Raw genomic sequence first — 24,681 nt, 5'->3', positions numbered from 1 at the left:
CCGTGCTGAGCGTACGCGCAGCCCGTGTCATCGCCGGAGCGGTCCCCATGGCGTTTCTCCTGCTGCTCCTGGTCCCGCAGCCGGCATCGGCCTGCACCGTCAGCTATGGCTACAAGCCACAGATGAACTTCAACGCCAAGGACCTTCGCTTGGGCAGCGGCCGAGTGTGCACCAACGGCACCTCGCTCACCGGCTCCGCGATCGTGGCTCTCCTGGCCGTGGGCGCCCTGGCCGCCGCCGGCACCAGGGCCTTCAAGCGGGGCGCGGCGTCGACGGGATCGTCCTCCCCGGGCCAGGCGCTGACCACCTACCTAGAGGCTGCGGGCACGGTCTCGCCCGCGAGCGAACCCGGTGCCAGCCAGCCAGGAGACGACGGTGCGCATCCTTGAGCAGGGACCGCTGACGGGGCGTTGGACCGGCGCTGGCTCACCTCCAGGCCGGTGGCGACGCCTTGCCGCACTCCTCGGCGCAGCGGTCATCACCCTCACGTCCGGCGCGCCGGGAGCGTTCGCAGAGCCCCCGCCCCCGCCCCCGCCCTTCACGGACTCCAACGGGGTACGCCTCATCGTGCCGCCGGGCACAAGTGTGGACACCGACCAGCAGTTGGAGGCAGCGTCCGGGCAACTGCTCCGGAACCCGCTGGGGCGCAGGCTCGTCGCGGCGCGCACGAGGTTCGGCACCGGTCCTGGGAACGTATCTGTCGAGTGGTTCGACTTCCCCTCGCTGCGGGATGAAACGGATCCCCCCTGGTTTCGTGCGGACAAGTTTCGCGAGGACATGCTGAATGTACTCAATTCAGCTAATTCCAACTTCGACATCAAATACGATTACAGCATTGCCGCGAAGTCTGCCGATTACGCAGGCAACCAGGAACTCTACAAGGAGCTCGGGGTGAAGCAGGCCAGCAGCCTGCTGGAAGTCTCGACGAGCAACGTGTATCAAGATGCCCATTCCGAAGAAATTCCCCTCGCGCGCATCCGCGCCGCCGCGCCGCTGAGTATCAAAGCGATGTCGAAGGGTGTCAGTGACGCCGAAGCCAAGGAGCTGACAGAAAGGATCTTGGCGAGGTCGTCGCTGGGGCTGGCAAGCGAGAACAGTCCCTGCCTCAACAAGTGCGAGAAACAGACTCGGGATTTCCGGTACAAGCTCGCGATCTCCTACTACGGGCGCATGGGAAGCTCCGACTCCAAGGCTTCCGTGGGGATCACGCAGAGTGTCATGGGTAAGGCGACTGCCGAGCTGCGCAGGGAGAAGAGCCGAAAAGCGGAGCAGGAGCGCGAGGCGGCTCTGGGGCTTCAGCCGGAGTGCGGCACCGGGGCAGCGGGTCTGCTCGGGGGTGCACCCCTCAGCGGCGGCCGGGTCGTGGCGATGGCGGCGGCGCTGCCCATGGCTGCCCCCTGCCCCCCGTCGAGCGGAGCCTCGTCGGGCGGCCTCGGCAAGGCGCTCGGGTCGAACGACTATGGGGGCGTGGACTTCTCCACCCTCGAAATGCGGTACCTGTCCGACGACCCCGGTTCCGGAGGCGTGCAGTACTCCTTCTCGGGACGACCGGCCGCGCCCGGGCTCCAGCAGGACATGGACTCAGGCCTCGACGTGCTGGGGAACAGCGTGGCGGACCTGAGGGCCTGGCTAACGCTGGACCCGAGCAAGTTCTGGGTCAATCTCAACCCGACGGAGCCGGACAGGATCGTGGACAGCGATCTCGGCCGGACGAATGCCGGCCGGGCGCTCCTCGAAGCAGACCTTCAGATGAAGCGCACCGAGGGCAAGCTCCTCGATCCCAACACCGACTTCGGCGCGCGTTACTGGAAAGCGCTGAGCGGCCCCTCGGGGAAGTCGTGCTATTCGTCAAGGCTGTGGATCGTGCCCGGCGACGTCCAGGTACGCGAGGACGGCGCATCGCTCTACATACTCAGATCATCTCTCGCCGTGAACGCGAAGGCCCAGCACATCAGTGGATTGCCCCAGTCGTGCGAGGCGGGTCCGGAGAGCGACGCGCGCAACGAGCAGCTGGAACAGACAATGGTGGTGCCCAAAATCGCCGAAGCGGTCAACACCGCGCCGGAGTACGCGCCGCTGCGACGCGCCTTCCTGGCCCGCATCGTGGCTCAGTGGATCCGCAAACGGCACCAGGAAGGCCACAGCACCTCCTTCGACAAACTGATCGACTCAGGAGACCTGGGCCCGGCCAAACTCCAGGGCGATTGGCGGCCTCGGCAGGTGTTCGACAGCTATGTCCACTCCATCGAAAGTGGGGAGTTCACGTACAAGCAGACCACGCAGGAAGGCGACACCACGATCACGTCCACGATGGTGTTCGGCGGGGTCGACTTCAGCAAGCTGAACACCACCCCGATCAGCGCGGCGCAGATGAACAGCATGCATCCGCAACTGCCGCAGACGGTGAAGGCATCGAAGGACCACCCCGCCTCCGACCCGAACGGGTCCATCTGGCTGGGCGAGACGGCCACATCACCGCCCAGCAGCCTGTGGTCCAGGACCTCGGACGCGATCCGTGAGTTCGCGACCGGCCGCACCGGCATCCTGATCCTGCTCCTTGGCGCGCTGGCGGTGGTCACCTTCGGCATCCGCAGCGGCTCCGGCCGCGGACAACAGACCTCATGAGCCGCGGGCCCGCACCCATCCCGGTGCGGGCAGAGCCACGAGGCCGTTGAGGCAGCGTCATCACGGACACTCTCGGAACGCCGACCGAACTGGTCACACCCGACACAACGACGGTCCCGGGCGCCCATGCCAACGACCAGCGCGCGGACGGCGGGCCCATCCGCTTGCATGTCGCAGCGAACCTGTCAGCCAAGTACAAGATCCAGCTGCCGCCGCACCCGCCGAGGAGGCCGTGCGGGACGCACTCTCTGGAGTCTGGGAGTGCGTGACCCAAGAGCCGCCTGGCGGCATAACAGCCCTCCCCTTGCTCCTCCTCCACGGCCCGGTTCTCGTATAGCTGACGCTGCCCGACAGGTAGCAGAACGTAACCGTCTGGCCACGGTTCCGCGCAATCCCCCCGATGTCTGACCTGTACTCGCCATGATGTGGCGATCATCGGCTTGGGCAAGGGAGTGCGCGTGCGGCAGGACTGGGAGCCGGAGGACCTGATCGAGGTCTGGACGTTGCTCGAAGACGATACGAAGAAGCTGCGGAACAAGTCCGGTGCGAACCGGTTGGGCTTCGCGATGCTGCTGAAGTTCTTCGAGGTCGAGGCCCGGTTCCCGGAGTCCGACAAGGAGGTTCCGGCCGCCGCGGTGGCGTATGTGGCCCAGCAGGTGAAGGTGCCGGCGCAGGAGTGGGCGTCGTACGACTGGCAGGGCCGGGCGGCTACCCGTCACCGGGCGGAGATCCGTGAGGCGTTCGGCTTCCGGGAGTCCACCGAGCAAGACCAGGAGAACCTGGCCGAGTGGCTGAGCGCGGAGCTGTGCGGGGTGGAGATGTCCCGGGACCGGCTGGCGGAGGCGGTGGTGGCGCGGTGCCGCAACGACCGCATCGAGCCGCCCGCGCCTGCCAGGGTGCGGCGGCTGGTGGCGAAGGCGGCGCGGGACTTCGATGCCCGGTTCTGCCGCCGGACCGTGGACCGGCTCTCGCATGCGACCCGCTCCCGGCTGGAGGACCTGCTCGACCCGGGCGAGGGCGAGGAGGGGGCCGGGGAGGCGGGGAGCGTGGGCGGCGGGCGGTCGTTCTTCACCGAGTTGAAGGCGGACCCGGGGGCGCCGGGGCTGGAGAGTTTGTTCGCGGAGGTCGACAAGCTTCAGCGGGTGCGCCGGCTGGAGATGCCGGCGGACTTGTTCGCGGACGTGTCGGAGAAGCAGGTGGACGCCTGGCGGGCGCGGGCCTCGAAGGAGTACCCGGCGAACATGGCGCGGATGCATCCGCCGATGCGCCTGACGCTGCTGGCCGCGTTGTGCCACGTGCGGCACACCGAGATCACCGATGCGCTGGTGGAACTGTTCACCCAGCTCGTGCTGAAGATCAACACCAGGGCGGAGCGGAAGGTCGACAAGGAGCTGACGGACGAGCTGAAGAAGGTGCGGGGCAAGGAGGCGATGATGCTGCGGGTCGCCGAGGCGTCCTTGGCCCAGCCGTCGGGCACGGTCCGCTCTGTGATCTTCCCGGTGGTCAGTGAGAGGACGCTCAAGGCGCTGGCGGCGGAGGCGGCGGCGAACGAGGCGAAGTACAAGGCCCGGGTGCGTACCGTGCTGCGGTCGGCCTATTCCTCGCACTGGCGCAGGATGCTCACGCCGCTGCTGCGGGCGTTGACGCTCAAGTGCAACAACACCGCCTACCGGCCGGTGATGGACGCGATCGACCTGCTCCAGCGGTATCTGGAACAGCCCATCGCGAAGGAGGGGGCGTTCTTCGACGCGGCCGAGACGGTTCCCTTGGACGGGGTGGTGCCCGACCAGTGGCGGGCGGCGGTGGTCGACGACAAGGGACGGGTCGAGCGGATCCCGTATGAGCTGTGCGTGCTGGTGGCCCTGCGCGACGCGCTGCGGCGCCGGGAGATATGGGTGGTGGGGGCGAACCGGTGGCGCAATCCGGAGGACGACCTGCCGCAGGACTTCGAGGAGAACCGGGACGTGCACTACGACGCGATCCAGAAGCCCCTGGACGCGGGGGTGTTCATCGCGGCGCTGAAGAAGAAGCACCGCGAAGCCCTGGACCGGCTGGAGAAGGCGCTGGTGGAGGACACCACCGGCGGCGTGGCGATCGTGAAGAGGAACGGCGAGGGGTGGATCAAGGTCTCGCCGCGGCCCAAGCAGGAGGAGCCGGAGAACCTGACCGCGATCAAAACCGAGGTGCAGAGGCGATGGGGGACCATCGACCTCCTGGACATCTTGAAATATGCCGAGTTCGATACCGACTTCATCTCGGAGTTCACCACGGTGGCGACCCGCGAGAACCTCTCGCGCGAGGTGCTGCGGCGACGCCTGCTCCTAGTTTTGTTCGGACTGGGCACGAACATGGGGATCAAGCGGGTCGCGGTGACCGGCAGGCACGGCGAGTCGGAGGCCACCCTGCGCCGGGTGCGACACCTGTTCGTGAACCGGGGCAATATGCGCGCCGCGCTGGTGAAGCTGGTCAACGCGACCTTCGCGGTGCGTGAGGAGGGGTGGTGGGGCAGCGGGACGGCGTGTGCCTCGGACAGCCGCAAGTTCGGCGCGTGGTCCTCGAACTTCATGACGGAGTGGCACCAGCGGTACCGGGGACCGGGGGTGATGATTTATTGGCACGTGGAGCGGAAATCGGTGTGCATCTACTCCCAGCTGAAGTCCTGTTCGGCCTCCGAGGTCGCCTCGATGATCGAGGGCGTGCTGCGGCACTGCACCGATATGGAGGTCGACCGGCAGTACACCGACACCCACGGCGCCTCGATCGTGGGGTTCGCGTTCGCGCACATGCTGGACTTCCGGCTGATGCCGAGGCTGAAGAACATCGGGCGCGCCCGGCTGTACCGGCCGGCCGCCGGTGAGGACGGGAACTGGCCCACGCTGGCGCCGGTGCTCTCCGGGAAGACCATCGACTGGGACCTGATCGCCCAGCAGTATGACCAGATCGTGAAGTACACCACCGCCCTGCGGCTGGGCACCGCCGAGGCCGAGCAGGTGCTGCGCAGGTTCACCAAGGGCGGGCCCAAGCACCCGACCTATCAGGCCATCGAGGAACTGGGGCGGGTCGTGCGCACGGCGTTCATCTGTGACTACCTCAGCGACGAGGAGATGCGCAAGGAGATCCACGAGGGCCTGCAGGTGGTGGAGAACTGGAACTCGGCCAACGCGGACTTCTTCTATGGCAAGGACGGCGACCTGACGGGCGATGACAAGGAGAGCCAGGAGGTCTCCATGCTGGCCCTCCACCTCCTCCAGAGCAGTCTCGTCCACGTCAACACGCTGTTGATGCAGCAGGTCCTGGCCGAGCCGAAATGGGCCGACCTGCTGACCGAGGCCGACCGCCGGGCTCTGTCCCCGCTGTGGTGGACGCATGTGAACCCGTACGGGCGATTCGAGCTGGACATGACGCGCCGTCTGGACCTGGGCCCGGTCCCGGCCGCCGATGGCGAGGCGGTGGGTGAGGCGGGGTCCGCCGAGCAGATGCCCGCCGGGTGAGGGAAGGACCCGGCGGAGCCCTCGGGAGGGTCAGCCGAGATACAGCCGGAAGGGATAGCAGGACCACTTGAGGCACTGGCCGAGCTGGGTCTGTACGGCGAGGCGCTGACCGCCGCGGGCTTCTGTGTCGAGGTGAATCCGGATGACGAGAAGACCCTGGCGGTGCGGGTGTCCGCCGCGGCGGTGTAGCCCGTCGGCTCTACGCTCGATGCCGAACCGTCCCGGTGGCTCCCCCTCCCTGCCGCCGGGACGGTTTTCGCCTGTTCGGTGGTGCCTCTCGCACCTTGCCCGTGGGTCGGTCGTTGGTCGGTGCGGGGGCTGAGTGGCGAGGAGATGCCGGTGGGACGGGATGCAAAGCGGGCGAAGCAGGCCCGGCGTGACAAGCGCCGGCGCGTGGCCGGTAGCGATACAGACGTACCGCCGTGGTTCGAGGCTGCGATGAAGGAGCGCTGGGAGGCGTGGGACCGGGCGGTGGCGGCCGGGCTGATGGAGGAGGGGGCGGAGACGAAGTACCACTTCACCCCGGACGGCAAGGTGCTCTCGGTCGCGGTCGGCAAGAGCGGGCAGCTGCTGGCCAATGGTGAGCGGCTGACTCCGTCGGCAGCCGACCGGCTCCGCGTCGAGATGCCGTTCCTGGCGCAGATGGTCACCTTCTACGAGAACAACCAGGCCGCCGGGCGCGGCCTGGAAGGCGGCCCCGAGGACGGGGTGACGATGCTGGAGCCGCCGCGCGGCCCGGACCCGATGCCGCCGGTCGATGAGGCGGCGATGGCCAGGGCCCGGACCGGGATCGAGGCCCTGGTGCGGCAGGGCAAGGTCTCCGAAGCGGTCGGCGCGATGGTGATCCCCTCGCAGCGCGGGGTGCTGGTCGCGGTCGGCGGCGTCGACGGCGAGCTGTACGTCAACGGCAAGGCGTTGACCGAGCAGTGGGCGACGCGGCTGCGCGAGGATCTGCCGGACATCGCCTCGGACGTGGCCAGGCTTCAGGCCATCCGGGCCCAGTGGCAGGACGCGCCGCCGGCGGACCGCTCCTTCGAGCTGGGGGCCTGCACCGATCCGAACTGCCACGGAGTGCACTGACATCCCCGGCCCCAGGGGCCGGGCTGCGGTGGGATCGGTCGAACCTGTGGCCGCCGCCGTCCACATCGGGTGATCATGGCGGGGTTGGCGCTCTCGTGGGAGGAATTCGTTCATGTCCAGGAAGTCACCGGCCCGCCGTCTGCTGCCCGGCCCGGAGCGTGACGAGGTCGTCGCCGGGCTCAAGGCCCAGTACGAGGCGGGTACCTCGATCCGCGCGCTCGCCCAGTCCAGCGGCCGTTCCTACGGTGGGGTCCACCGTCTCCTCGCCGACGCCGGGGTCGTGTTCCGCTCGCGCGGGGGCGCCCAGAGCCCGGCGGGTGAAGAGTGATTCCCGGTCTCCATCGGCGAAAGGGCGGTGCCCCGCTGCTCGGCGCCCGGCGTCCGGGTGAGCAAGGGCCGTTCGGCAGACGGGCGGACGCCGGGGAACCGGCCGGCGGCGCGGTCAGCGCGGCCGTGTCAGCGGGTCGGTGTTCGGTGGAAGGGCCAGCTCGTGCCCGCACGCGTAGCGCACCACCCGGTCCAGCGGCTTGAGCACCGTCTCCCCCAAGGTGGCGCACTGGGGGCAGGCGGCGGTGTTCGAGCGCAGGTAGGCCGAGTGGAAGGCGGTCCACTGGGTGCGGGTCAGCTCCCGCCGCGCAGTCACCCTTGCGTCTCGGCGTCGATGTCGTACCAGTCCTCGGCGAGCAGTCCGGCGTGCGAGGGCTGTACCCCTGCCTGGACGGTGCTGCCCGCGGTGACGAACCGCAGGTGGGCTTCGAGGACGCGGTCCAGGTTGTCGGGGGTGATACAGGCCGATTCGGGCTCCAGGTACACGTACTTGCCGCTTTGGATCCAGCTGCGGCGGGCCATGCGACGGCCCTCGTGTTTCATCAGCTCCAGCGCCGCGGAGAAGTCCATACCGGTGAGCGTAACGCGTTGCTTACCTGCCGTAACAGGCTTCCGGTGAGGACTGTGGCGGTGTTCGGGAGGTGCCCGGCGGCGGCAGCATCGGCCGGACGTTGGCACGCCGCCGGGCCCGTCCAGTCTCCCCTACGCGCCCGGCGTCACTTCACGGAGGGCGCGTTCGGCCGCCTCCCGCATCGCGGGCAGGGGCGCGGGGTGGTGGCCGGTCTGGAGTTCGACTTGCCGGGCGGCTTGGTGGCAGAGCATGGGCAGGCCGCCGATGACGGGGCTGCCCGCCCGCCGGGCGGCCTGGGCGATCGGGGTGGGCCAGGGCCGGTAGACCACGTCGAGCAGCGTGTTCCCGGCGGCGGGCCACAGGGACGCGAGGGGGTCGGCGGCGGCGGGCGGGAGGGCGGAGACGACCAGGCCCGCGTCCAGGTTGCGGGCGGCCTCGTTCCACGGCCGGATGCGCAGGGCGATGGCGATGCGCTCGGCCGCTTCGGCCAGTTCGCCGGTCCGGTCGGGGTCGCGGGCGATGGCGGTCACCTCGGTGCAGCCGAGCGTGTTCAGGACGGCGAGGGTGGTGGCGGCGGTCGCGCCCGCCCCGAGCACGCAGGCCGATTCCACCCGGGTGACCCCGCAGTCAAGGAGGGCTTGGAGCATCCCCTCGACGTCGGTGTTCTCGCCGAGGAGCCGGCCGCCGCGGACGGTGACGGTGTTGGCGGTGCCGGTGGCCACCGCGGTGTCGGAGACCTCATCGAGCAGGGGCAGCGCGGCGCGTTTGAGGGGCATGGTCAGCGACAGCCCCGCCCAGCTCCCGTCCAGCGAGGCGAGGAAGGAAGGCAGCTGGTCAGGGGTGCAGTCGATGGCGCGGTACGTCCAGTCCAGGCCCAGCTCCCGGTAGGCGGCGTGGTGCAGCACCGGGGAGAGGGCCTGTCCGATGGGCGAGCCGAGGACGGCGAGCTGCTTCATCGCGGGGGCCATTCCTACGTGGGGAGTTGGTGGTCTGCGAAGGAGCCGCCCGTGAAGCGGTCGGTGAGCGGCCCGGGGTCGGGGTGCTGGCCGGCGTTGTCGGCGCTCTGGTAGCCGAGGGTGTCCCACCCGGTGCGGGGCCACCAGCGTTCGGTGTTGCCGGAGGTGGCGTACACGGTGAGGAAGGGGCTGGGCAGGGGCTGGGTGGCGGCGGCGTAGAGCAGGGTGGTGGCGTCGCGGGGGCTGAGCCAGGTCGCCCGGTGTCGGGGTTCGCTGGGATGGGTGCGGTAGCTGCCGATGCGTACGGCGACGACCTCCATGTTGCCTTTGTGGGCGTAGAGGTGGCCGAGGGCCTCCATGGCGGTCTTGCTGACGGCGTAGAAGCTGTCCGGCGCCAGCGGCGCCTTCTCCGGCGGCCCGCCGGTGGGGTTCATGCCGGTGACGTGGTGGCTGCTGGCCAGCACCACGCGTGGCACCTGCTGGCGGCGGGCCGCCTCCAGAATGTGGTGGGTGGCGGTGATGTTGTGCTCCACCATCTCGGCGAAGGGCCCCTCGTGGGTGACGCCCGCGAGGTGGATGAGCGCGGATATCCCGGCGGCGGCCTTCTCGGCCGCGTCCTGGTCGCGCAGGTCGGCCTGGACGAACTCGGCGCCCGCGGGCGGCCCGGCAGCCGGTGGGCGGCGGTCGAGCAGCCGCAGCGCGATGCCGTGGGCGGCGAACTCGGCGGCGAGGCGGGTGCCTATCTCCCCGCTGGCGCCGGTGATCAGCCAGGTCACGGCCGGTGGTGGAGCATCGCGGCCACACCGTCGTCGCTCGCGGTGTAGTTGATGCCGCGCAGGACGGCGACGGGGGCGCCGCGGCCGCGCTGGCCCAGGATGATCCCGGCGGCTGCGGTGATCAGGTCGGTGAAGGTCTCTTCCTGCCGCTTGCCGTCGTGCTCGGTGACCCTCAGCGGGCTGATGCCGGCGGCGCCGATGGAGATGACGGTTGCCCCGCGCCGGTCGGCGCGGCCGTCGGAGTCCGCGATGACCACGGCGATGTCGGCGCCGGTGTACGTGATCAGGGCGTCGCGCAGGGCGCGGGCGGAGGCGTCAGGGTCCACGGGCAGCAGCCAGGCGCCCTCGCTGCCGGCGCGGTCGATCCCGGCCGAGGTGAGCTGGTAGCCCAGGGTGTGCCGGGCGATGATCGGGCCGCGCTCGGTGGCCAGGAAGTGCTCGGTGGAGTTGTCGAGGATGAGCTGGACGATCTCGGCCGGCTTTCCGGTCTGGGCCGAGATCTCCACCGCCTGGGGCGAGGGCGTGACGCCGGCGAGGTCGACGTACCGCTTCTCCGCGATGGACACGACCTTGGAGGCCACCACCACGATGTCCCCGTGGTGCAGGCCGGTGCCGGTGCGGGTGATCACGTCGGTGATGGCGCCGGCCAGGTCGTCGCCGGGGTGGAGTTCCGGGAAGGGCTCCAGGGCGAAGGCGGAGAAGCCGGAGGTGGAGGCGGCGGTCATCACGAAGCTCCTGGCGGGGTGAGGGCGGTGTGCAGGCGGGCGTGCGCGGCGGCGAGTTTTCGGGCCCGCTGCGCCGTGGTGGCGTCCTGTCCGCTGGTGAGCCAGTCGCGGACGCGGAGCAGATAGTGCGGCCACAGCTGGCGGGCCGCCTCGGATGCCGGGATGCCGGAGTTGACGGCGTGCCAGGCGTCCGCGGCGGGCAGCGGCCAGGGACGTTCATCGTATCCGCCCAGGGGTGGGGCGAGGCCGTCCAGCGTGGTCAGCATGGCCTGGAGACGGCCGGGTTCAAGCACACGGTCGGCGGCCCGGTACACCGCCGCGTGGAGCCCACGGGCGGGCGGCGGGTTCCATACGGCGGTCAGGTGCAGCAGCACCGGGACGGCCTGGTGGTAGATGTCCGGCAAGTGGGGGAAGGACCCGGCGTGCCGCTTGGCCTCATCGAGCCGGACGGAGGCGAGGGGGCCGAAGCGGGCGGCGGTCAGCAGCAGGAAGGCGTCGATGCCGTAGCCGTCCACGCACGCCGACAGCTCTGTGGGCAGGGTGTCGGCAGCCCGCAGGGCGGCGGCCAGCACCTCACGGGAGAGGGCGAGGTCTCCGGCCAGCGGCTGGGGCACGTCGTGGCCGGTGGCGGCGGCGATCAGCGGCCGGGCGAGGTGGTTGGTGAGGTTGGCCTCGTCCCAGTGGCGCGGGTAGTCGGCGATCGCCAGGGCCGCGCCGGACCGTACGCGCTCCAGCAGGGCGCGGTAGACGGCCGGATCGGGGTTTCGGGTATCGGTGTCGGCGATCAGCACCGCCTGGGCGCCGGTGGTCTCCGGCCGGCGGGCGGCGGCCAGGATCTGGGCTCCCTTGCCCCGCACCAGCCCCGTCAGGGCGACCTTGCGGGCCCGGGTCGGCGTGGCGGTGAAGCGACGGGTGGTGTCCGGGGTGTCGGAGGTGTCGGCGTGGATGATGACCGCCTGTTCGTCGCCGAGGGCGGCGTCCACCGCGGTGGTGACGGCGGCGATGGTGGCCGGCTCGTTGCGGCTGGGCAGGATCACGGCAACGCTCATGAGGCGGCGGCCTCCTCGGCGAGCAGGTCGGCGGCGGCCTCGGCCCCGGGGGCGTACAGGTAGTCGAACCGGTGGTTCTCCAGCGCGGTGATCAGGCTGGTTCGCCAGCGGGCCAGGGCAGCGGTGTCCAGCGGCCACACCGGCCCGTACGGCGCCGCATCCACACCCGTGAGAGGGGTGGGCAGGCCGGAGATGTAGCGGGCCAGGTTCTCGTGCAGCCGCAGCCGCTCGTTCACCGACAGCGGCACCGCGGGCGTCAGCGACGCCGTGGTCAAGCTCGGGTGGACGGCCATGCGCACGATCCGCCCCAGCCGGGCCGGGCCGGTAGCGAAGGGCTCAAGTCCGCGCTGGGGCTTGGGGGCGAGCGGTCGGTCCGGGTCGCGGATCGCGGCGGTGGGCTTGCCCGGCCACACCACCACGGCCTCGCCGTCGCCTTCGAGGACGACCAGGTCGTCACCGGCATGGACCCAGCCCCGCTCGGCGAGGGCCAGGGCGGTACTGGTCTTGCCCGCCCCCTTCGCGCCCAGCAGCAGCACCGCCCGCCCGCCGGGGGCGTACAGGGCGGTGGCGTGCACGGTGACCATGTGCTGCTGCTGGCGGGCCCGTTCCAGCGCGGTATAGGTGACGTACGCCAACGTGTCCGAGCCGGCGGCGGAGGGGGGCAGGCGTACGCGGACGGTGTGCTCGTCGGCGGTGATGCCCGCCGCCCCGACGGTGATCTCGACGGCCGCCCTCTCCACACCGGCGGCGGACGCTTCCATGTGCCAGCCGCCGGGCAGGGCCCGGCCCGCAGCCTCAGCGGCCGCGGTGTCCAGCCCGTCGGGCAGCACGACGACGGCGCAGACGTGGCCCGTGCCGATCCGGTGTGTGCTCATCCGGCCATCATTTCGAGGTCGGCCAGCAGCTGCTCGACGGGTGTGATGCGGGGCAGGTACCGGCCGGACAGCAGGTCATCAAGCCAGTCGGTACGGGCCAGCGCCGCCCGCACCAGCTTCTCGGCCTCGGCTGCCGCAGCCTCCTTGCCGGTGGTGACCTCGATGGAAGCGGGCTGGTCGTAGGGGGCGCCGTTGCGCCACAGCAGGCCGATCCGGCACGGCCCGAACTCGGCGGCGACCATGTCGGCCGCGGTGTCGGCGAGCCAGCCGCCGACCTTGCCGACGTGGTAGGCCGGGTTCTTCCCGAACGTGGCCTCGTTGCCCGCGAGGTGGGCGCCGCTGATCACCCCGGTACGGGCGTTGCCCCGGCCGACCAGGCCGTCCTCGCCGTAGTCGATCGCGGAGCCGGACAGCGTGAAGTACTGCCCGGAGAGGGGGCCGGTGCGGCTGCCCCGGGTGTTGCACACCACCTCCACCCGGCCCGGCAGCCGCTGTTCGAGCTCAGCGCTCAGCTGGCGGGCCGAGGCGGTGACGGCGTCGTCGAACTCGGCCGAGGTGGACAGGTGCCCGGCGAGCGCGGGCACGCACACCGTGACCGTCCACATCTCGCCGCGGCGCACGACGAGGGCCTTGATGTCGCTGCCCGCCCACGCGTGACGGCGAAACCAGGCTTCGGCCAGCAGCGCGAGGGTCTCCGCGGGCGTACGCGGCGCCGAGCCGACGAGGTAGGCCGTGTCGTTGGAGAACGCCCGGGGCCGCTCGGGAAGGTCTTCCAGGGACCGGGGGGCGAACCAGTGGGGGAACTTGGAGGAGTCGGTGCTCTCGTGCCGGATCTCCAAATGGACCCGGTCGAAGCCCGGCAGCACCGTGCGCAGATGGTCGACGGCGGCCTGCTCAAGGATCTCCCGTACCGGCAGCGGCCGTCCGGCGAAGGAGGTGGAGATCCGGCCGCCGAAGATCACCCGCAGCGGCCGGTCGTAGACGCCGCCGGTGTCGGTGAACGCGGCCCGGCCGCCCAGGACGGCGACCTTGTCCAGGTTGTGGTGCAGCACCGCCCCGGCCGTCTCCAGGCAGTACCGGCTGTAGCGGATGGAGGCGAGCTCGGCGATGCCGTCGGCGAGGGTGTCGGGATGGCCCACGCCCTTGCGCTCGACGACCTCGACGGCCAGTTCATGCGGCAGCGGAGTCCGCAGCCCGGACAACCCTCGCGTCGCGGTAGACATGGTCGATCACCTCCAGCGGGCGCCTGAGCGCAGACAGTGGGAACAGGCAGGGATGAACGGGTCCTTCGGCGGCGGCGTCGAGCACGGCCGCGTACATCAGGTGCCGCAGCTCCTCGTGCGTCGGGGCGGCCCGGGCGGCGCCGAGTCCGGCTTCGAGGTTCCGGCCGCGTACATGCAGGCGTCGTCCATCAGCGAGGTGGAGCACGAGGTGATGGCGGGGCGGGCCGTGGTGGTCGACGCGGGCGTCCACGTGCACCGCCCGCCCGCCCGCCAGGGTGATGTCGGCCCTGATGCGGTCCTCGGTCTCCGCCAGAGCCCGCCGGTGGACGACCGTGGCGTCCACCGTCTCGACATCGCCGGGCGTCAGCCGCAGGGCCAGGGCCAGGCCGTGGATGGCCTGCTGGTGCAGCACCCCGCCGGCCGTCGCGTAGGTGCGGCGCCAGTCGCGGAAGTAGCCAGGATCGCGCCGCACCGCCAGCAGCACCTCCGCGCGCTCGACGGCCGGCGGCCGGGCGAGCAGGCCGTCCAGGCCGGGGGCGAAGTGCGGCTGGAAGCCGACGAAGATCCGCTCATCGCCCGGTCGGGGTGCCAGGGCGGCGGGGTCGGTGGTGGCTGGCTTCTCCACGAGCACTACGGCCCCGGACACGGCGGCGTCGCGTGCTGCGGTGAGCGCGGTGGCGGGCGGGGCGGCCACCACCACCAGGTCCGGGGACATGGCGGCCAGCGCCTGCCGCCAGGAAGCGAACAGTGCGATGCCCGGCGGCAGTACAGCGCGCGGGGCGGGATCCGCGACGGCGGCCACCGCCACCCCGGGCAAGGCGGCCAGGGCGGCGAGGTGCTGGGCGCCGACCTCCCCGGCCCCGATCAGCAGCACCCGCTTCACGCCGGGCCCCCGGCCACCGTCGCTCGCAGGAACGCGGCCCCGGCGGTGATCGCATCGGCGGGGGTGTCGCGCACATGGGTCTCCAGCGCGTACGGCAGCACCGGGCAAGCGGCGGACAGCAGCGGCAAAACCTCGGCGTACGGCACGCACCCGGTGCCCGCCGGGCAGAAGATGCGCCCGCCGGTCCCGTCGGGGCGGTAGTCCTTGACGTGTACGTAGCCCACGTACGGGGCCAGAGCGCGCACCACCTCGGGTGTGGCCTGGCCGACCTCGTGGAGGTTGGCCACGTCCAGCCACAGCCCCAGGCCCTGCCCGTGGTACCGCTCCAGGACCTCCAGCAGCGGCTCCGCCGTCGCGACGGTGCACACCGGCTCGTTCTCCAGCAGCAGCCGCACCCCGGCGGTGTTCGCCACATCCAGGGCCTTGGCCAGCAGCGGGTCACCGAGCAGCTGCTCGGTCAGCTCCGGCTCGACGCGCAGGTGGGAGAAGACCCGCACCACCGGGGCGCCCAGAATCCGTGCGGCCTCGATGGCCCGCTCGATCCAGCCCAGACGCTCATCCGGCGGGACCTGGGTGGGGAAGCCGAAGCTGTCCACCCGTCCCGGCCGCGCTTCGGGCCGGCACCACTTCCACAGCGGCGAAGCCAGCGCCGCCACCGCCAGGCCCCGCTCGTCGGCCAGAGCACGGATGTGCCGCAGCCTCTCGTCGGGCAGCGTCAGCGCGTTGGCACCCTCGGCCGAGCGGATCTCCAGCTGCCCGATCCCCAGCTTCACCGCAAGGTCCATGCCCACCGCCGGATCGGGGCCGAGCTCATCGGGATTGAGTACCAGCGCGGAGGCCGGGCGTACGTCCACGGTCCATCTCTCCTTCGGTGAAACGGATAAGGCAGCGGCCCCGGCGGACATGTCCGCCGGGGCCGCGAGAGGCACGGCCGGGCCGGGGCCCGGCTACCTGCCCGTCGGGGGCGGGGGCGGCACCTCAACCGGCGGCGGCGGAGGCGGGGGCGGCGGAGGGGGCGGAGGCTGCGGCATGACCAGATCTCCCTTGTCGTCGTGGTGCACCAGGCCCGCATCCACATCAAGCGGGCGCCGGGCCATCGTCGCCGTGGCCCGGGCCGGGCAGACATCCCGTCCGCTGCCCCAAAACCGGGACAGATCCCGCCCGGTGGACAACCCTTGGACACATGACCGTCCCCCCGCCCCGGCTCGCACCCGAAGACGTACGCGCCCAGCTGCTGCGGCTTCGCCAAGGCCCCGCCCTGGGCCACCCCGGGGCCGTGACGGCCCTCAGCGACCAGCTCCGGGCGCTGCTGCTGGCCCGCCAGCCGCCGCTGTCCCGCGCAGGCAGCGAGACCACGCGCCTGGTCGCGGCCCTGCGAAGGGCGATCGACGCCTTATCCCCGCACGAGCGCCGCTACACGGCCACCGACTTCAATCTGCTGCCCGAGCACTCCTGGCCCCACCTCACCGAACGGCAGGAATCCCTCGCCCGCGTGCTGGGCTGCTCGGCCAAGACGGTGCGCCGCCACGCCGGACAGGCACTGGACACCCTCGCCCTGCTCATCTCCGACGGCAGCTACCTCACCGAACCACCCCCGCCGGCCGACGACGCACCCGCCCCGACCGCGACCGGGGCGTCCGAGACGGCGGGCCGGTTCTTCGGCGTCACCGCCACCTCCCGCGTCGACGTAGTGTGCTCCGCCCTCCCCAAGGGCACCGACCGACAGCGCCCGGGCGACCCGCTGTACGCCCGCTACGCGGGCTTCGCCGACCTCGACGCCCTGTTCTACGTACGCGTCCGACTCGCCCAGACCTTCCCCACCGCCACCATCCGCGACTTCCACCCCGGCGAGTACTACAGCGCCGAACCCGACTGCCTGATCGTGCTCGGCGCCCCGCACCGCAACACCGCATACGCCGACTTCGGCCCGCACCTGCCCTGCCGCTTCACCCCGCCCCCGGACGCCGCCATCACCTTCCCCGGACACGGCGACATCCGCCTCACCCCCCTGTGGGCACCCGAGGGCGAGCTGCTGGCAGACCTCACCGTCATCACCCGCCTCACCCTCGGCCAGGGCACCACCGTCATCCTGCTCGGCGGCTGCCTGACCCTCGGCGTCCTCGGCGCCGCCAAATGCCTCCTCAACGGAGAACGCGGCCGGCGCAACACCGCCTACCTCAACAACCTCGCCCCCGGCGGCGACCTCATCGCCGTCATCGCCACCCGCAAGATCGGCGGCATCACCGACACCACCGACCTGACCGCCACCGAACCCCTGCTCCTGCTGACCCGCGACACCACCGGCGGCTTCACCACCCGCCTGGACAACACCGCCCGCTACACGGGCAGGTGAATCCGCTCAGGCCGGACCACAAGCTTCCGGGCCCGGGACCCCGACGCTGCTCTACTGAGAAGGACGCGCAGATCAGCCCAGGTCGGCCAGCGCCGCCCGGAACTCCTGGGCGGCCAGGACCACCGAGCCGGGCACGGTGCGCCGGGTGCCCTCGGCCCTGTTGCGCGCCACCGTCTCGACGGCCGTGCGCATCCGCTTCTGCCGGTGCCGGTCCACCGCTTCGGCGAACCCGCCGGGCGCCTCGCGCCGGTCGACGACGCCGACGACCGCTTCCCCGACCGCGGTGTCCGTGCCGTACGTCTCGACCCGAGTCCAGCCCTGCGAGCGGGCCGCCGCGCGAAGGGCGGAGCGCAGCAGATCCAGCCCGCCCAGCTCCCGCACCTCGCGGCCGGTCAGCCGCAACTCGTAGGCACCGCCATAGCCGCCGCCGTCCGGCGGGCAGGTACGGGCCAGCAGCGGCGGCAGGACGGCGACCAGGCGCTGATGACGCGGATCGCTGGCATGGGACGGCATGGCCGTGAGCGTACCGGGAAGCGGGTCACCGTCTACGGGCGGCCGGATCCTGGGCGGCGACGTGACGGGCGACGGAGTCGACCCCGGGAGTGACCGCGGTGATCCGGTCGGCATAAGCGCGGTACGCCTTCCGCCCGGCCGGGGCCCCGCCGCCGGCGAGGGCGGCGCACTGCTTCAGCGCGGCCTGGTGGAGCGCGAGCGGTGCGGTGACGCGCACCGAGTAGCCCTGTCCCCGGCGGATGGTGCGGCCTCTGTGCAGTGCCTCGCGGACGGCGGTGTCCCGGGTGTCCTGGAGGAGGTCGGCGAGCAGGCCGGGCATGTCGAGGACCACCGTGGTGCTGGGCTCGGGCTTGTCCTGCCCGGCGTCGACGGTACCCTCCTGCGGCTCGCCGGCGCCCGCGAGGTCACGGGCGCCGGCGGCGTCCAAGACGCGGCGGATCGTCTTGGGCGCGACGCCGAACTGCCGTGCCAGCGCCTTGACCGCGGCGCCTTCCCCATAAGCCTCGATGACCTTGGCCGTCTCCTCCTCATCGAGAGACGCCGGGCGGCCGAGGGTCTTGCCGGAGGCTTCGGCGGCGGCCACGCCCTCCTTGGTGTTCTCCGAGATCATGTCGCGCTGGAACTCCAGGACCCCGGCAAGCATCGTCACGAACAGCTTGGTCTGCGGGTCGTCGGCCGCCAGGTCGAAGCCGGACCACGCGCCGGCGGCGATGTACAGGTGCAGACCGCGCCGCTGGAGGACTTCCCGGATCTGGATGACGTCCTTGGTCGAGCGGAACAGCCGCGCGGCATCCGCGATACGAATGGTGTCGCCGACCGCCGCCTCATCGAGCAGCCGACAGAACCCGGACCGGTTGATCGCGTAGACGCGGGACGAGGTGGCCGGGTCCTCGTACTTACGTGCGCCGGACTTGAGCAGACTATCCAGAGTGTGAAGTTGACGGGCATTGGTCTGCTTGTCAGTTGAATGCCGCAGATACAGACGGTCTGTCACACACTCTCCCCTTTTTGTCGTCCCGGCGGGAGCCGGAACGCGACAGTAAGGGGGCGGAATGGGGAGGCGCAAATGTGGAGTGGAGCGGATTGGATCGACACCCCGAAATGCCCCGGTATGTTCGCCTCTCGCCAATGGATCGACGGTCGGGGGCGTAAACGGCCGATTCCGCCCCCACTCCCCATTCGACCATGCCGACTGGCATCACCACTGAACGTAGCGGCGACTACCCTGCGCTACTTGTCGGGCAGCGTCAGCTATACGAGAACCGGGCCTCCACCATGAGCAGTCGGTCCCGCCGCCTGGATCGATCCCCTGACCAGCGGCGATGTTCCTCCGGGGACGGGTGCGGCTGTGAAGAATCTGGGGAGGATGAGGGCCCGTTGCGGAGCGGCTGGGGAGGATCGGCTGCACAGACGTGCAGCACGGCGGAAAAGCCGAAAGGTTGATCGCCGCAGGTCAGAGCCTATCGAGTCGTTTTCCGCACGTCAGCGGCGTGAGGGCGACCACTTCAAGGAGATCTCCTCCTGCGCCGCCATTTTGTTTGCACCCACACTCGTGGGAACCATCTACGGCATGAACTTCGCCAGCATGCCGGAGCTGAGCGGGCACTTCGGGTATCCGTTCGCGATTCTGCTGATGACAGTGGTCTGCGTGAGCCTGTACGTCATCTTCAAGAAGCGCGACTGGCTGTAGCCGGCACATCAAACTGTTGATCGAATTAGCTCTTGTGAATCCAGGCAAGCGCCCCGTCAAGCCCCTGGGGGAAATCTGGGGATGGGCTTCGCCCTGTTGTGCAGACATCCGTGAACAGCTACTTGGCGCGATCATGCGTTGTTCGCACTCCACTGGGCTGATAGGGCCGAGTGCGAGATGGCGGCGTCGTTGTCGTACCAAGCGTGCGAGGCGTACCAGGGATGCCAGAGAAGCACGGCCATGCCGGCTTCAGCGCTCCTCAGCCACCGTTCGCCGTGCAGCACCTCGCGCCCGACGCCGGCGAGGAGCGACTTCGCCCTTGCCTTGCCGTAGCTCGATCCGACACGTCCCGCGGACCGGTGCGGCGCCGTGCTCGCGGCAGGCCTCGGCGAACGGCGTCGACGCATATCGCGCGCCTCGGTCGGAGTGGCACACAGCGTCGTCGACCGAGCCGCCGCGGGTGGCAACGGCCGCCTCCAGGGCGTCGACGAGCCTGTGGGCGCGCTTGCGCTCGACCATGGACCAGCCAAGCCGCTGGCCGCAGCGGTTCGACCGCGTCCCGCGTGAACTCACCCGAATATCCGGCCAAACCCACCAGCACGCTCCCACCAGGACGCTCCCTCCGGGATCCCACGATTCGACCCTCGACGGGTGTCCACAAACAGGGAAAAATCGCCACACGCACCCGGCACCTACGGCCTGGGCGCCGCCACCTGCCGACGAGGTCCTTCAGGACCTCGGTTGACGGTGCCTCAGATCGATGTGAGAGATTGTCACTCCTCTTATGAAGAACTGATTGACGGATGGTGGCGAGAGAGGTGGCGGATGGCTGACGCAGGGGCGAAAGGCCATGTCAACCCGCTTCTGTGACCGCCGGGTTGGGCGTATGCGGCGCCATAGCGGGCGTCCGAGGGCGCGAAGATCCGGTGATAGCATCCCGACATCTGTGATCTTGATCCATTTTGACCACAGATGCTGATTTGCGATCGGCGGCATGCTCTCCGCGTAACAGCAGGTGAACCGTGCCGATCAGCTGTGTCGCGGGTCCCCGCGAGATGTATCCGCAGCCGTCCGCACGCCACGCGCCGGGAAAGGTTTCCATGAATCGAGACGCACTTGTGTGGTGCTTGGTTGCGGTGGCGGCGATAGCCGTTGTCGCGGTCGTGGCACTCGTCGCCCGCAACAGAGCGCTGGGGGCGAAGAAGCAGCATACCGAGGCCGAACTGAGGCACCAGCTCCTCACGGCAGACAGCTACCTGCACTCGTCGCGCGCCGAGCTGCAGAGGTTCCGCAACGAGCAGGACGCCACGCTCCGCGAAGCCAAGGAAGCGGCGGAGGAGAACACCAAGACCGTCCTCAAGGGTGCCGCCAGCTTCCTGCAGAGCCTCGCGGCCGAGCAGACGACACTGCTGGACGGCATCCAGCGCAAGTACGGCGGACACGCCGTCCTCAGCGACCTGTTGGACGTCAATCACGCCAACGCCCAGATGGCGCGCAAGGCCCAGGGCATCGCCGTCATGTGCGGTGCGCCGCTCGGCCGTCGCAACAGGCCCGCCAGCGTCTACGACGTGGTGCGCAGCGCCCAGGGCCAGATCCGCAACTTCCACCGGGTCGCCATCATGCAGCAGACCGGTCTCGCCCTGAAGGCGTCAGCGGTCGCGCCCGTCGCCCTCGCCGTGGCGGAGCTGCTCGACAACGCCGCCAGCTTCTCGCAGCACGACGCGCCGATCGAGGTGACGTTCCAGCGCGTCCAGAACAACCTGTGCATCGTCATCGACGACGCCGGTGTCAGCATGAACGACGAAGACCGGCAGCGGGCGACCGTGCTGCTCTCCGGAGCGGTCGCCCCCCGTCTGTCGGAGCTCGGGACGCAGCCGAAGTTCGGCTTCCCGGTCGTCGGCCTGATCGCGCGTCAGCACGGTTTCAGGGTGGACGTCACCGGAGTCTCCCGATACGGCGGCGTCAGGGCCGTCGTCCTCTTGCCCGAGGAGCTGTGGACCATGGAGGAGATTCCGCCCGCCCAGGAGGCTCCGGTCAGCGACATCCGGCGTGCCCCCGAGAGCCGGCCCCAGAGCGCGACGTCGCGCACGATGCACGGTCTGCCCAAGCGCGGCGCACGCCAGGCGCCCATCGCGAGCGTCCCCGATCCCGACACCACCTCGCCGGCGCCGCGGACCCCGGGGGAGACGGGCCGCGCTTCCGGGCGCAGCCTGGGGGCCTTCCAGCGCGGCACGCTCTCCGGTCGCGACCTTGACGCCACCTCGTTCGAAGGGCCCGAAGACGCATGACCGCAGACCTGTCGTGGATGCTCGAGGACATCGTGCACAACGTGCCCCGTGCACGGCACGCCGTCCTGCTGTCCGCGGACGGCCTTCCTCGCGGCGCGACGGAGGGCCTGGCCGAGAAGGACGTGCGCACCATCTCCGCGGCCATGGCCGGGATGCAGTCGCTCAGCCGGGCGACGGCCCACTTCGCCGGACCGGAGGAGGACCGGCAGTGGAACCAGACCATCATCGAGTTCTCGCATGGCTGGAGCTTCCTGATCGGGGCGGGGCAGGGCTCCTACCTCGCCGCCGCGGCCGCGCCCGATGTGGACATGCAGCAGATCTCCTTCCGCATGCACCGCCTCGTCGCCCGGCTGGGCAACAACCTCACCTCGCCGCCGAGGCTGAGCTCCGAGGACGCCGGAGGTGCGCGGGGTAACACCCCCCGGCAGCAGAGCTCCCGTGACGCGGGATTCTTCCTCGGCGAGCTCGACCAGGTGATGTCCGAGGTCAGGGGTGCCCGCCACGCGGTGCTGCTGGGATCGGACGGCCTTCCCCGCGGGGCGACCAACGGGATGAGCCGCGACCTCGCGGACACGATCTCCGCGGCCATGACCGGCATCCACGCCTACAGCCGGGTCACCTCCCAGTTCGCGGGGGCCGTCGAGGACGCGCAATGGCGTCAGACGGTCATCGAGTTCCAGCACGGCTGGATCTTCCTGATGGCGGCCGGCCCCGATGCCTTCCTGGCCGCTGCCGCCGAACACGACTGCGACATAGAAGAGTTCACCACGCGGCTGCACGAAGTGGTTCCCAGACTGACCGCGTCGGCGACACAGGGGAAGGGGACAGGCCATGCCTGACGGGCCCGAACAGGATGGAGAGCTGGAACTGACGTCTCCGTTAGTTCCCCTCTTCGTGATCACGAACGGACGAGCGCTGCCCCCGGACCACGAGTACGAGCACACGACGCTGGTGACGGCGGCGGCGGCAGAGACAGGACAGGTCGCGGCGCGCACGCTATCCCCGGAAGCGTGGCAGGTCATGGACCTGGTCGCGAACGGCTTCCTGTCCGTGGCCGAGGTGGCAGGGCACACGCACCTGCCCCTGGGCATCGTCCGCATCCTGCTGGCGCAGTTGGAGGAGGACAGCCTCATCCTCGCGAGGACACCGATACCGCGCGCCGAACGTGTCGACAGAGAACTGGTCAGCGCCGTGCTCGAGGGCCTGAAGAATCGATTCGGAGCGTAACGCGTGTACCTGGATCCAGATGTCTCCCACGCGGTGAAGATCCTCATAGTGGGGCACTTCGGGGTCGGCAAGACCACCTGCATCGGCAGTCTCTCCGAGATCGAGCCCCTACGGACCGAAGAGGAGATCACCGAGGCCAGCGTGGGCTTCGATGACCTGTCGGGCACACCCGACAAGAAGACCACCACGGTCGCCATGGACTTCGGCCGGCTCACCCTGAGCGACACCCTGGTGCTCTACCTCTTCGGAACGCCCGGCCAGGAGCGCTTCAAGGAGATGTGGGAGGAGCTCTCCCGGGGCGCTCTGGGCGCGCTGGTCCTCGTCGACCCGGAGCGGCTGCACGAGTCCTTCCCCGTCCTGGACCTCGTCGAACGCTTCGGCCTGACGTACGCCATCGCCGTGAACCACTTCGCGGGCACCACGCACTACCCGCTCGACGAGGTGCGCGAGGCCCTGAACCTCAGCGCCGAGACCCCTGTCGTGGAATGCGACGTACGGGACGAGAACTCCTCGGCGCAGGCCCTCATCATCCTCGTGAAACACCTCATGTCCCAACTCGGCTAGGAGCGCAGGAATGCAACAGCCATTTGAACCGCAGGAGATACCCCCCGGCTGCCCCGCGCACGGGAACGTCCAGATGTACGGCCCCTCGTTCGGAGCCGACCCCGAGAGCCACTACGCACAGCTGCGTCTCTTCGGTCTCAGTGCGCCCGTGGACATCGCCCCCGACGTCCAGGCCGAGCTCGTCACCAGCTACGACGCCGCTCTGTACGTCCTGCAGAACCCCGCCTCCTTCGTGCGCGACTCCCGCCGCTGGAACGCCCTCAACGAAGGGCGCGTCCCGGCCGACAGCCCGGCACTGCCCATGATGGGGTACCGCCCCAACGCGCTCTTCAGTGACGGTGCGGCGCATGCCCGACTGCGTCGGGCCGTTACCGACAGTCTCGCCACGATCAACGAGCACCAGCTCATCCGGCAGACACAGCAGTCCGCCAACTACTTGATCAGCCAGTTCAGCACCGACATCCGCGGCCAGGCGGAGCTGATGGCGGAGTACGCCCAGCCGCTGCCTCTGCTGGTCTTCAGCGACCTGTTCGGCTGCCCGCCCGAGATCGGCGACCGCGTGATCGCCGGGATCAGTGGCATCTTCGAGGGAACACCCGGGGCCGACGAGGTGCTCGGCGGGGCGCTCACCGAGCTGATCGCCCTCAAGCGGCGGCGCCCGACGGCCGACCTGACGACGCGGCTGATGGAGCACCCGGCCCAGCTGACCGACGAGGAGGTGCTGCACCAGCTGGTCACCCTGCTCTCCGGTGGCACCGCGCCGCTGGCCGCGGCCATCGGCACCAGTAGCGCCCTGTACCTCGGAGAGGACTGGCAGGTCGGCCTCCCGGTCGAGGACGCGGTCTCCCAGACCCTCTGGAACTACGCGCCGATCGCCAACTACGCGGCCCACTACCCGACGCACGACGTCGAGCTCGGCGGCAGGGTGGTCCGGGCCAACGACCCGATCCTGATCTCGTTCGCCGCGGCCAACACCGACCCGAAGCTGACCCAGCACCGCGAACAGCTCAGCGCCAAGGCGCACTTGGCCTTCGGAGCGGGCCCCCACGCCTGCCCCGCCAAGGACCCGGCTTTCATGATCGCCGTGACTGCCGTCGAGGCGCTGCTCAACCAGCTTCTCGACGTCGAGATGCGTGTCCCGTTCAAGGCGCTCACCTGGGCGCCGAGCCCGTGGAGCCGCACGCTGGTCACCCTCCCGATCCGCTTCACCCCGAGGACTGTTCCCCAGTCAGCCGGGTCGGCCGGGTCGGCCGGATCGAACGCGGGTCAGGGGCCCCAGCAGCAGGCAGCCGCCTCCTCGCCGTCCAACGCCGGACCTTCGCGCACGAACCCCGGTGTCGCGCCGCAGCCCAAGGGGGGCCTGTTCAGCCGCTTCGTGGCGTGGACCAGGGGCGAGTGAGGCACGTGTGATCCTCGTAACCTTCTGAGTACTCAGTGGTAGTGGATGCTTTAACGATCATGTGGG

Annotated in this window: 24 protein-coding genes; 12 read left to right on the top strand and 12 right to left on the bottom strand. The window is 70.3% G+C overall.

Going from position 1 to position 24,681, the window contains the following annotated elements; all coding sequences use genetic code 11:
- The first annotated feature begins 2 nt into the window (after positions 1 to 2).
- The 5 genes from QMF80_RS23445 to QMF80_RS23425 all read left to right on the top strand — a co-directional run bounded on the left by QMF80_RS23445 (position 3) and on the right by QMF80_RS23425 (position 7,524).
- Positions 3 to 389 (top strand): hypothetical protein, encoded by a 387-nt coding sequence (locus tag QMF80_RS23445; protein WP_283456339.1) that lies wholly within the window; start codon positions 3 to 5, stop codon positions 387 to 389.
- Positions 376 to 2,625, top strand: a complete 2,250-nt coding sequence (locus QMF80_RS23440) for a hypothetical protein (RefSeq protein WP_283456337.1) — start codon at positions 376 to 378, stop codon at positions 2,623 to 2,625. The genes QMF80_RS23445 and QMF80_RS23440 overlap by 14 nt, the downstream gene beginning before the upstream one ends.
- 458 nt (positions 2,626 to 3,083) lie before the next feature.
- Entirely contained in the window at positions 3,084 to 6,116 is a 3,033-nt protein-coding gene (locus QMF80_RS23435; protein WP_283456335.1) for a Tn3 family transposase, read from the top strand.
- Between the two features lie 339 nt (positions 6,117 to 6,455).
- Positions 6,456 to 7,196, top strand: a complete 741-nt coding sequence (locus QMF80_RS23430) for a hypothetical protein (protein WP_283456333.1) — start codon at positions 6,456 to 6,458, stop codon at positions 7,194 to 7,196.
- Between the two features lie 112 nt (positions 7,197 to 7,308).
- Entirely contained in the window at positions 7,309 to 7,524 is a 216-nt protein-coding gene (locus tag QMF80_RS23425; protein ID WP_283456332.1) for a helix-turn-helix domain-containing protein, read from the top strand.
- Positions 7,525 to 7,638: 114 nt separating this feature from the next.
- Here the strand turns inward: QMF80_RS23425 and QMF80_RS23420 are convergent, their stop codons facing one another.
- The 10 genes from QMF80_RS23420 to QMF80_RS23375 all read right to left on the bottom strand — a co-directional run bounded on the left by QMF80_RS23420 (position 7,639) and on the right by QMF80_RS23375 (position 15,435).
- The gene (locus QMF80_RS23420) at positions 7,639 to 7,839 is read right to left on the bottom strand and encodes a hypothetical protein (RefSeq protein ID WP_283456329.1); all 201 of its coding nucleotides are present in this window, start codon (positions 7,837 to 7,839) and stop codon (positions 7,639 to 7,641) included.
- Complete coding sequence (locus tag QMF80_RS23415) at positions 7,836 to 8,093, bottom strand: Thoeris anti-defense Tad2 family protein (protein ID WP_283456327.1); 258 nt, start codon at positions 8,091 to 8,093, stop codon at positions 7,836 to 7,838. Before QMF80_RS23415 ends, QMF80_RS23420 begins: the two co-directional genes overlap by 4 nt.
- A gap of 132 nt (positions 8,094 to 8,225) precedes the next feature.
- Positions 8,226 to 9,050, bottom strand: a complete 825-nt coding sequence (locus tag QMF80_RS23410) for a shikimate dehydrogenase (RefSeq protein WP_283456325.1) — start codon at positions 9,048 to 9,050, stop codon at positions 8,226 to 8,228.
- 14 nt (positions 9,051 to 9,064) lie between these two features.
- A complete protein-coding gene (locus QMF80_RS23405) occupies positions 9,065 to 9,826 on the bottom strand; it encodes an NAD-dependent epimerase/dehydratase family protein (protein ID WP_283456324.1) in 762 nt (253 codons plus the stop codon).
- Positions 9,823 to 10,551, bottom strand: a complete 729-nt coding sequence (locus tag QMF80_RS23400) for a coenzyme F420-0:L-glutamate ligase (protein ID WP_283456322.1) — start codon at positions 10,549 to 10,551, stop codon at positions 9,823 to 9,825. Before QMF80_RS23400 ends, QMF80_RS23405 begins: the two co-directional genes overlap by 4 nt.
- Complete coding sequence (locus QMF80_RS23395; protein WP_283456320.1) at positions 10,551 to 11,600, bottom strand: glycosyltransferase family protein; 1,050 nt, start codon at positions 11,598 to 11,600, stop codon at positions 10,551 to 10,553. Before QMF80_RS23395 ends, QMF80_RS23400 begins: the two co-directional genes overlap by 1 nt.
- Positions 11,597 to 12,475, bottom strand: a complete 879-nt coding sequence (locus QMF80_RS23390) for a phosphoenolpyruvate carboxykinase (ATP) (RefSeq protein WP_283456319.1) — start codon at positions 12,473 to 12,475, stop codon at positions 11,597 to 11,599. The genes QMF80_RS23395 and QMF80_RS23390 overlap by 4 nt, the downstream gene beginning before the upstream one ends.
- Complete coding sequence (locus QMF80_RS23385; RefSeq protein ID WP_283456315.1) at positions 12,472 to 13,698, bottom strand: methionine adenosyltransferase; 1,227 nt, start codon at positions 13,696 to 13,698, stop codon at positions 12,472 to 12,474. Before QMF80_RS23385 ends, QMF80_RS23390 begins: the two co-directional genes overlap by 4 nt.
- Entirely contained in the window at positions 13,646 to 14,581 is a 936-nt protein-coding gene (locus QMF80_RS23380; protein ID WP_283456313.1) for a Gfo/Idh/MocA family oxidoreductase, read from the bottom strand. The genes QMF80_RS23385 and QMF80_RS23380 overlap by 53 nt, the downstream gene beginning before the upstream one ends.
- On the bottom strand, positions 14,578 to 15,435 hold the full coding sequence (locus tag QMF80_RS23375) for a sugar phosphate isomerase/epimerase family protein (protein ID WP_283456311.1): 858 nt from the start codon (positions 15,433 to 15,435) through the stop codon (positions 14,578 to 14,580). The genes QMF80_RS23380 and QMF80_RS23375 overlap by 4 nt, the downstream gene beginning before the upstream one ends.
- Positions 15,436 to 15,764: 329 nt before the next feature.
- On the opposite strand from QMF80_RS23375, the gene QMF80_RS23370 reads away from it, so the two are divergent.
- Positions 15,765 to 16,934, top strand: coding sequence for a hypothetical protein (locus tag QMF80_RS23370; RefSeq protein WP_283456309.1), 1,170 nt, complete (start codon positions 15,765 to 15,767; stop codon positions 16,932 to 16,934).
- A gap of 72 nt (positions 16,935 to 17,006) precedes the next feature.
- On the opposite strand, the gene QMF80_RS23365 is transcribed toward QMF80_RS23370, so the two are convergent.
- Together QMF80_RS23365 and QMF80_RS23360 are read right to left on the bottom strand one after the other, a co-directional pair.
- A complete protein-coding gene (locus tag QMF80_RS23365) occupies positions 17,007 to 17,447 on the bottom strand; it encodes a hypothetical protein (RefSeq protein ID WP_283456307.1) in 441 nt (146 codons plus the stop codon).
- Positions 17,448 to 17,472: 25 nt separating this feature from the next.
- A complete protein-coding gene (locus QMF80_RS23360; protein ID WP_283456305.1) occupies positions 17,473 to 18,441 on the bottom strand; it encodes a recombinase family protein in 969 nt (322 codons plus the stop codon).
- Positions 18,442 to 18,813: 372 nt separating this feature from the next.
- Between QMF80_RS23360 and QMF80_RS23355 the strand changes: the two genes are divergently transcribed.
- The 6 genes from QMF80_RS23355 to QMF80_RS23330 all read left to right on the top strand — a co-directional run bounded on the left by QMF80_RS23355 (position 18,814) and on the right by QMF80_RS23330 (position 24,615).
- A complete protein-coding gene (locus QMF80_RS23355) occupies positions 18,814 to 19,137 on the top strand; it encodes a CorA family divalent cation transporter (protein WP_502962904.1) in 324 nt (107 codons plus the stop codon).
- A gap of 1,100 nt (positions 19,138 to 20,237) precedes the next feature.
- A complete protein-coding gene (locus QMF80_RS23350) occupies positions 20,238 to 21,425 on the top strand; it encodes an ATP-binding protein (RefSeq protein WP_502962903.1) in 1,188 nt (395 codons plus the stop codon).
- Positions 21,422 to 22,264: a roadblock/LC7 domain-containing protein gene (locus QMF80_RS23345; protein ID WP_283456301.1), complete on the top strand. Its 843-nt coding sequence runs from the start codon at positions 21,422 to 21,424 to the stop codon at positions 22,262 to 22,264. The genes QMF80_RS23350 and QMF80_RS23345 overlap by 4 nt, the downstream gene beginning before the upstream one ends.
- On the top strand, positions 22,257 to 22,652 hold the full coding sequence (locus QMF80_RS23340) for a DUF742 domain-containing protein (protein ID WP_283456299.1): 396 nt from the start codon (positions 22,257 to 22,259) through the stop codon (positions 22,650 to 22,652). The genes QMF80_RS23345 and QMF80_RS23340 overlap by 8 nt, the downstream gene beginning before the upstream one ends.
- Positions 22,653 to 22,655: 3 nt before the next feature.
- On the top strand, positions 22,656 to 23,216 hold the full coding sequence (locus QMF80_RS23335) for a GTP-binding protein (RefSeq protein WP_283456297.1): 561 nt from the start codon (positions 22,656 to 22,658) through the stop codon (positions 23,214 to 23,216).
- A 10-nt stretch (positions 23,217 to 23,226) separates the two neighbouring features.
- Positions 23,227 to 24,615: a cytochrome P450 family protein gene (locus QMF80_RS23330; RefSeq protein ID WP_283456295.1), complete on the top strand. Its 1,389-nt coding sequence runs from the start codon at positions 23,227 to 23,229 to the stop codon at positions 24,613 to 24,615.
- The last annotated feature ends 66 nt before the right edge of the window (positions 24,616 to 24,681 follow it).

Source organism: Streptomyces sp. G-G2 (assembly GCF_030063135.1).
Classification (GTDB): domain Bacteria; phylum Actinomycetota; class Actinomycetes; order Streptomycetales; family Streptomycetaceae; genus Streptomyces.
Note: the sequence above shows the minus strand (reverse complement) of the source record. Positions and strands in the feature narration are given on the sequence as shown.

Excerpts from the sequence above, each read along its gene's own strand:
- QMF80_RS23350 (WP_502962903.1), top strand. The coding sequence starts at position 20,238 with ATGAATCGAGACGCACTTGTGTGGTGCTTGGTTGCGGTGGCGGCGATA.
- QMF80_RS23425 (WP_283456332.1), top strand. The coding sequence starts at position 7,309 with ATGTCCAGGAAGTCACCGGCCCGCCGTCTGCTGCCCGGCCCGGAGCGT.
- QMF80_RS23385 (WP_283456315.1), bottom strand. The coding sequence starts at position 13,698 with ATGTCTACCGCGACGCGAGGGTTGTCCGGGCTGCGGACTCCGCTGCCG.
- QMF80_RS23395 (WP_283456320.1), bottom strand. The coding sequence starts at position 11,600 with ATGAGCGTTGCCGTGATCCTGCCCAGCCGCAACGAGCCGGCCACCATC.
- QMF80_RS23340 (WP_283456299.1), top strand. The coding sequence starts at position 22,257 with ATGCCTGACGGGCCCGAACAGGATGGAGAGCTGGAACTGACGTCTCCG.
- QMF80_RS23345 (WP_283456301.1), top strand. The coding sequence starts at position 21,422 with ATGACCGCAGACCTGTCGTGGATGCTCGAGGACATCGTGCACAACGTG.
- QMF80_RS23355 (WP_502962904.1), top strand. The coding sequence starts at position 18,814 with ATGAGGGCCCGTTGCGGAGCGGCTGGGGAGGATCGGCTGCACAGACGT.
- QMF80_RS23330 (WP_283456295.1), top strand. The coding sequence starts at position 23,227 with ATGCAACAGCCATTTGAACCGCAGGAGATACCCCCCGGCTGCCCCGCG.
- QMF80_RS23370 (WP_283456309.1), top strand. The coding sequence starts at position 15,765 with ATGACCGTCCCCCCGCCCCGGCTCGCACCCGAAGACGTACGCGCCCAG.
- QMF80_RS23410 (WP_283456325.1), bottom strand. The coding sequence starts at position 9,050 with ATGAAGCAGCTCGCCGTCCTCGGCTCGCCCATCGGACAGGCCCTCTCC.
- QMF80_RS23415 (WP_283456327.1), bottom strand. The coding sequence starts at position 8,093 with ATGGACTTCTCCGCGGCGCTGGAGCTGATGAAACACGAGGGCCGTCGC.
- QMF80_RS23390 (WP_283456319.1), bottom strand. The coding sequence starts at position 12,475 with ATGAGCACACACCGGATCGGCACGGGCCACGTCTGCGCCGTCGTCGTG.
- QMF80_RS23400 (WP_283456322.1), bottom strand. The coding sequence starts at position 10,551 with ATGACCGCCGCCTCCACCTCCGGCTTCTCCGCCTTCGCCCTGGAGCCC.
- QMF80_RS23365 (WP_283456307.1), bottom strand. The coding sequence starts at position 17,447 with ATGCCGTCCCATGCCAGCGATCCGCGTCATCAGCGCCTGGTCGCCGTC.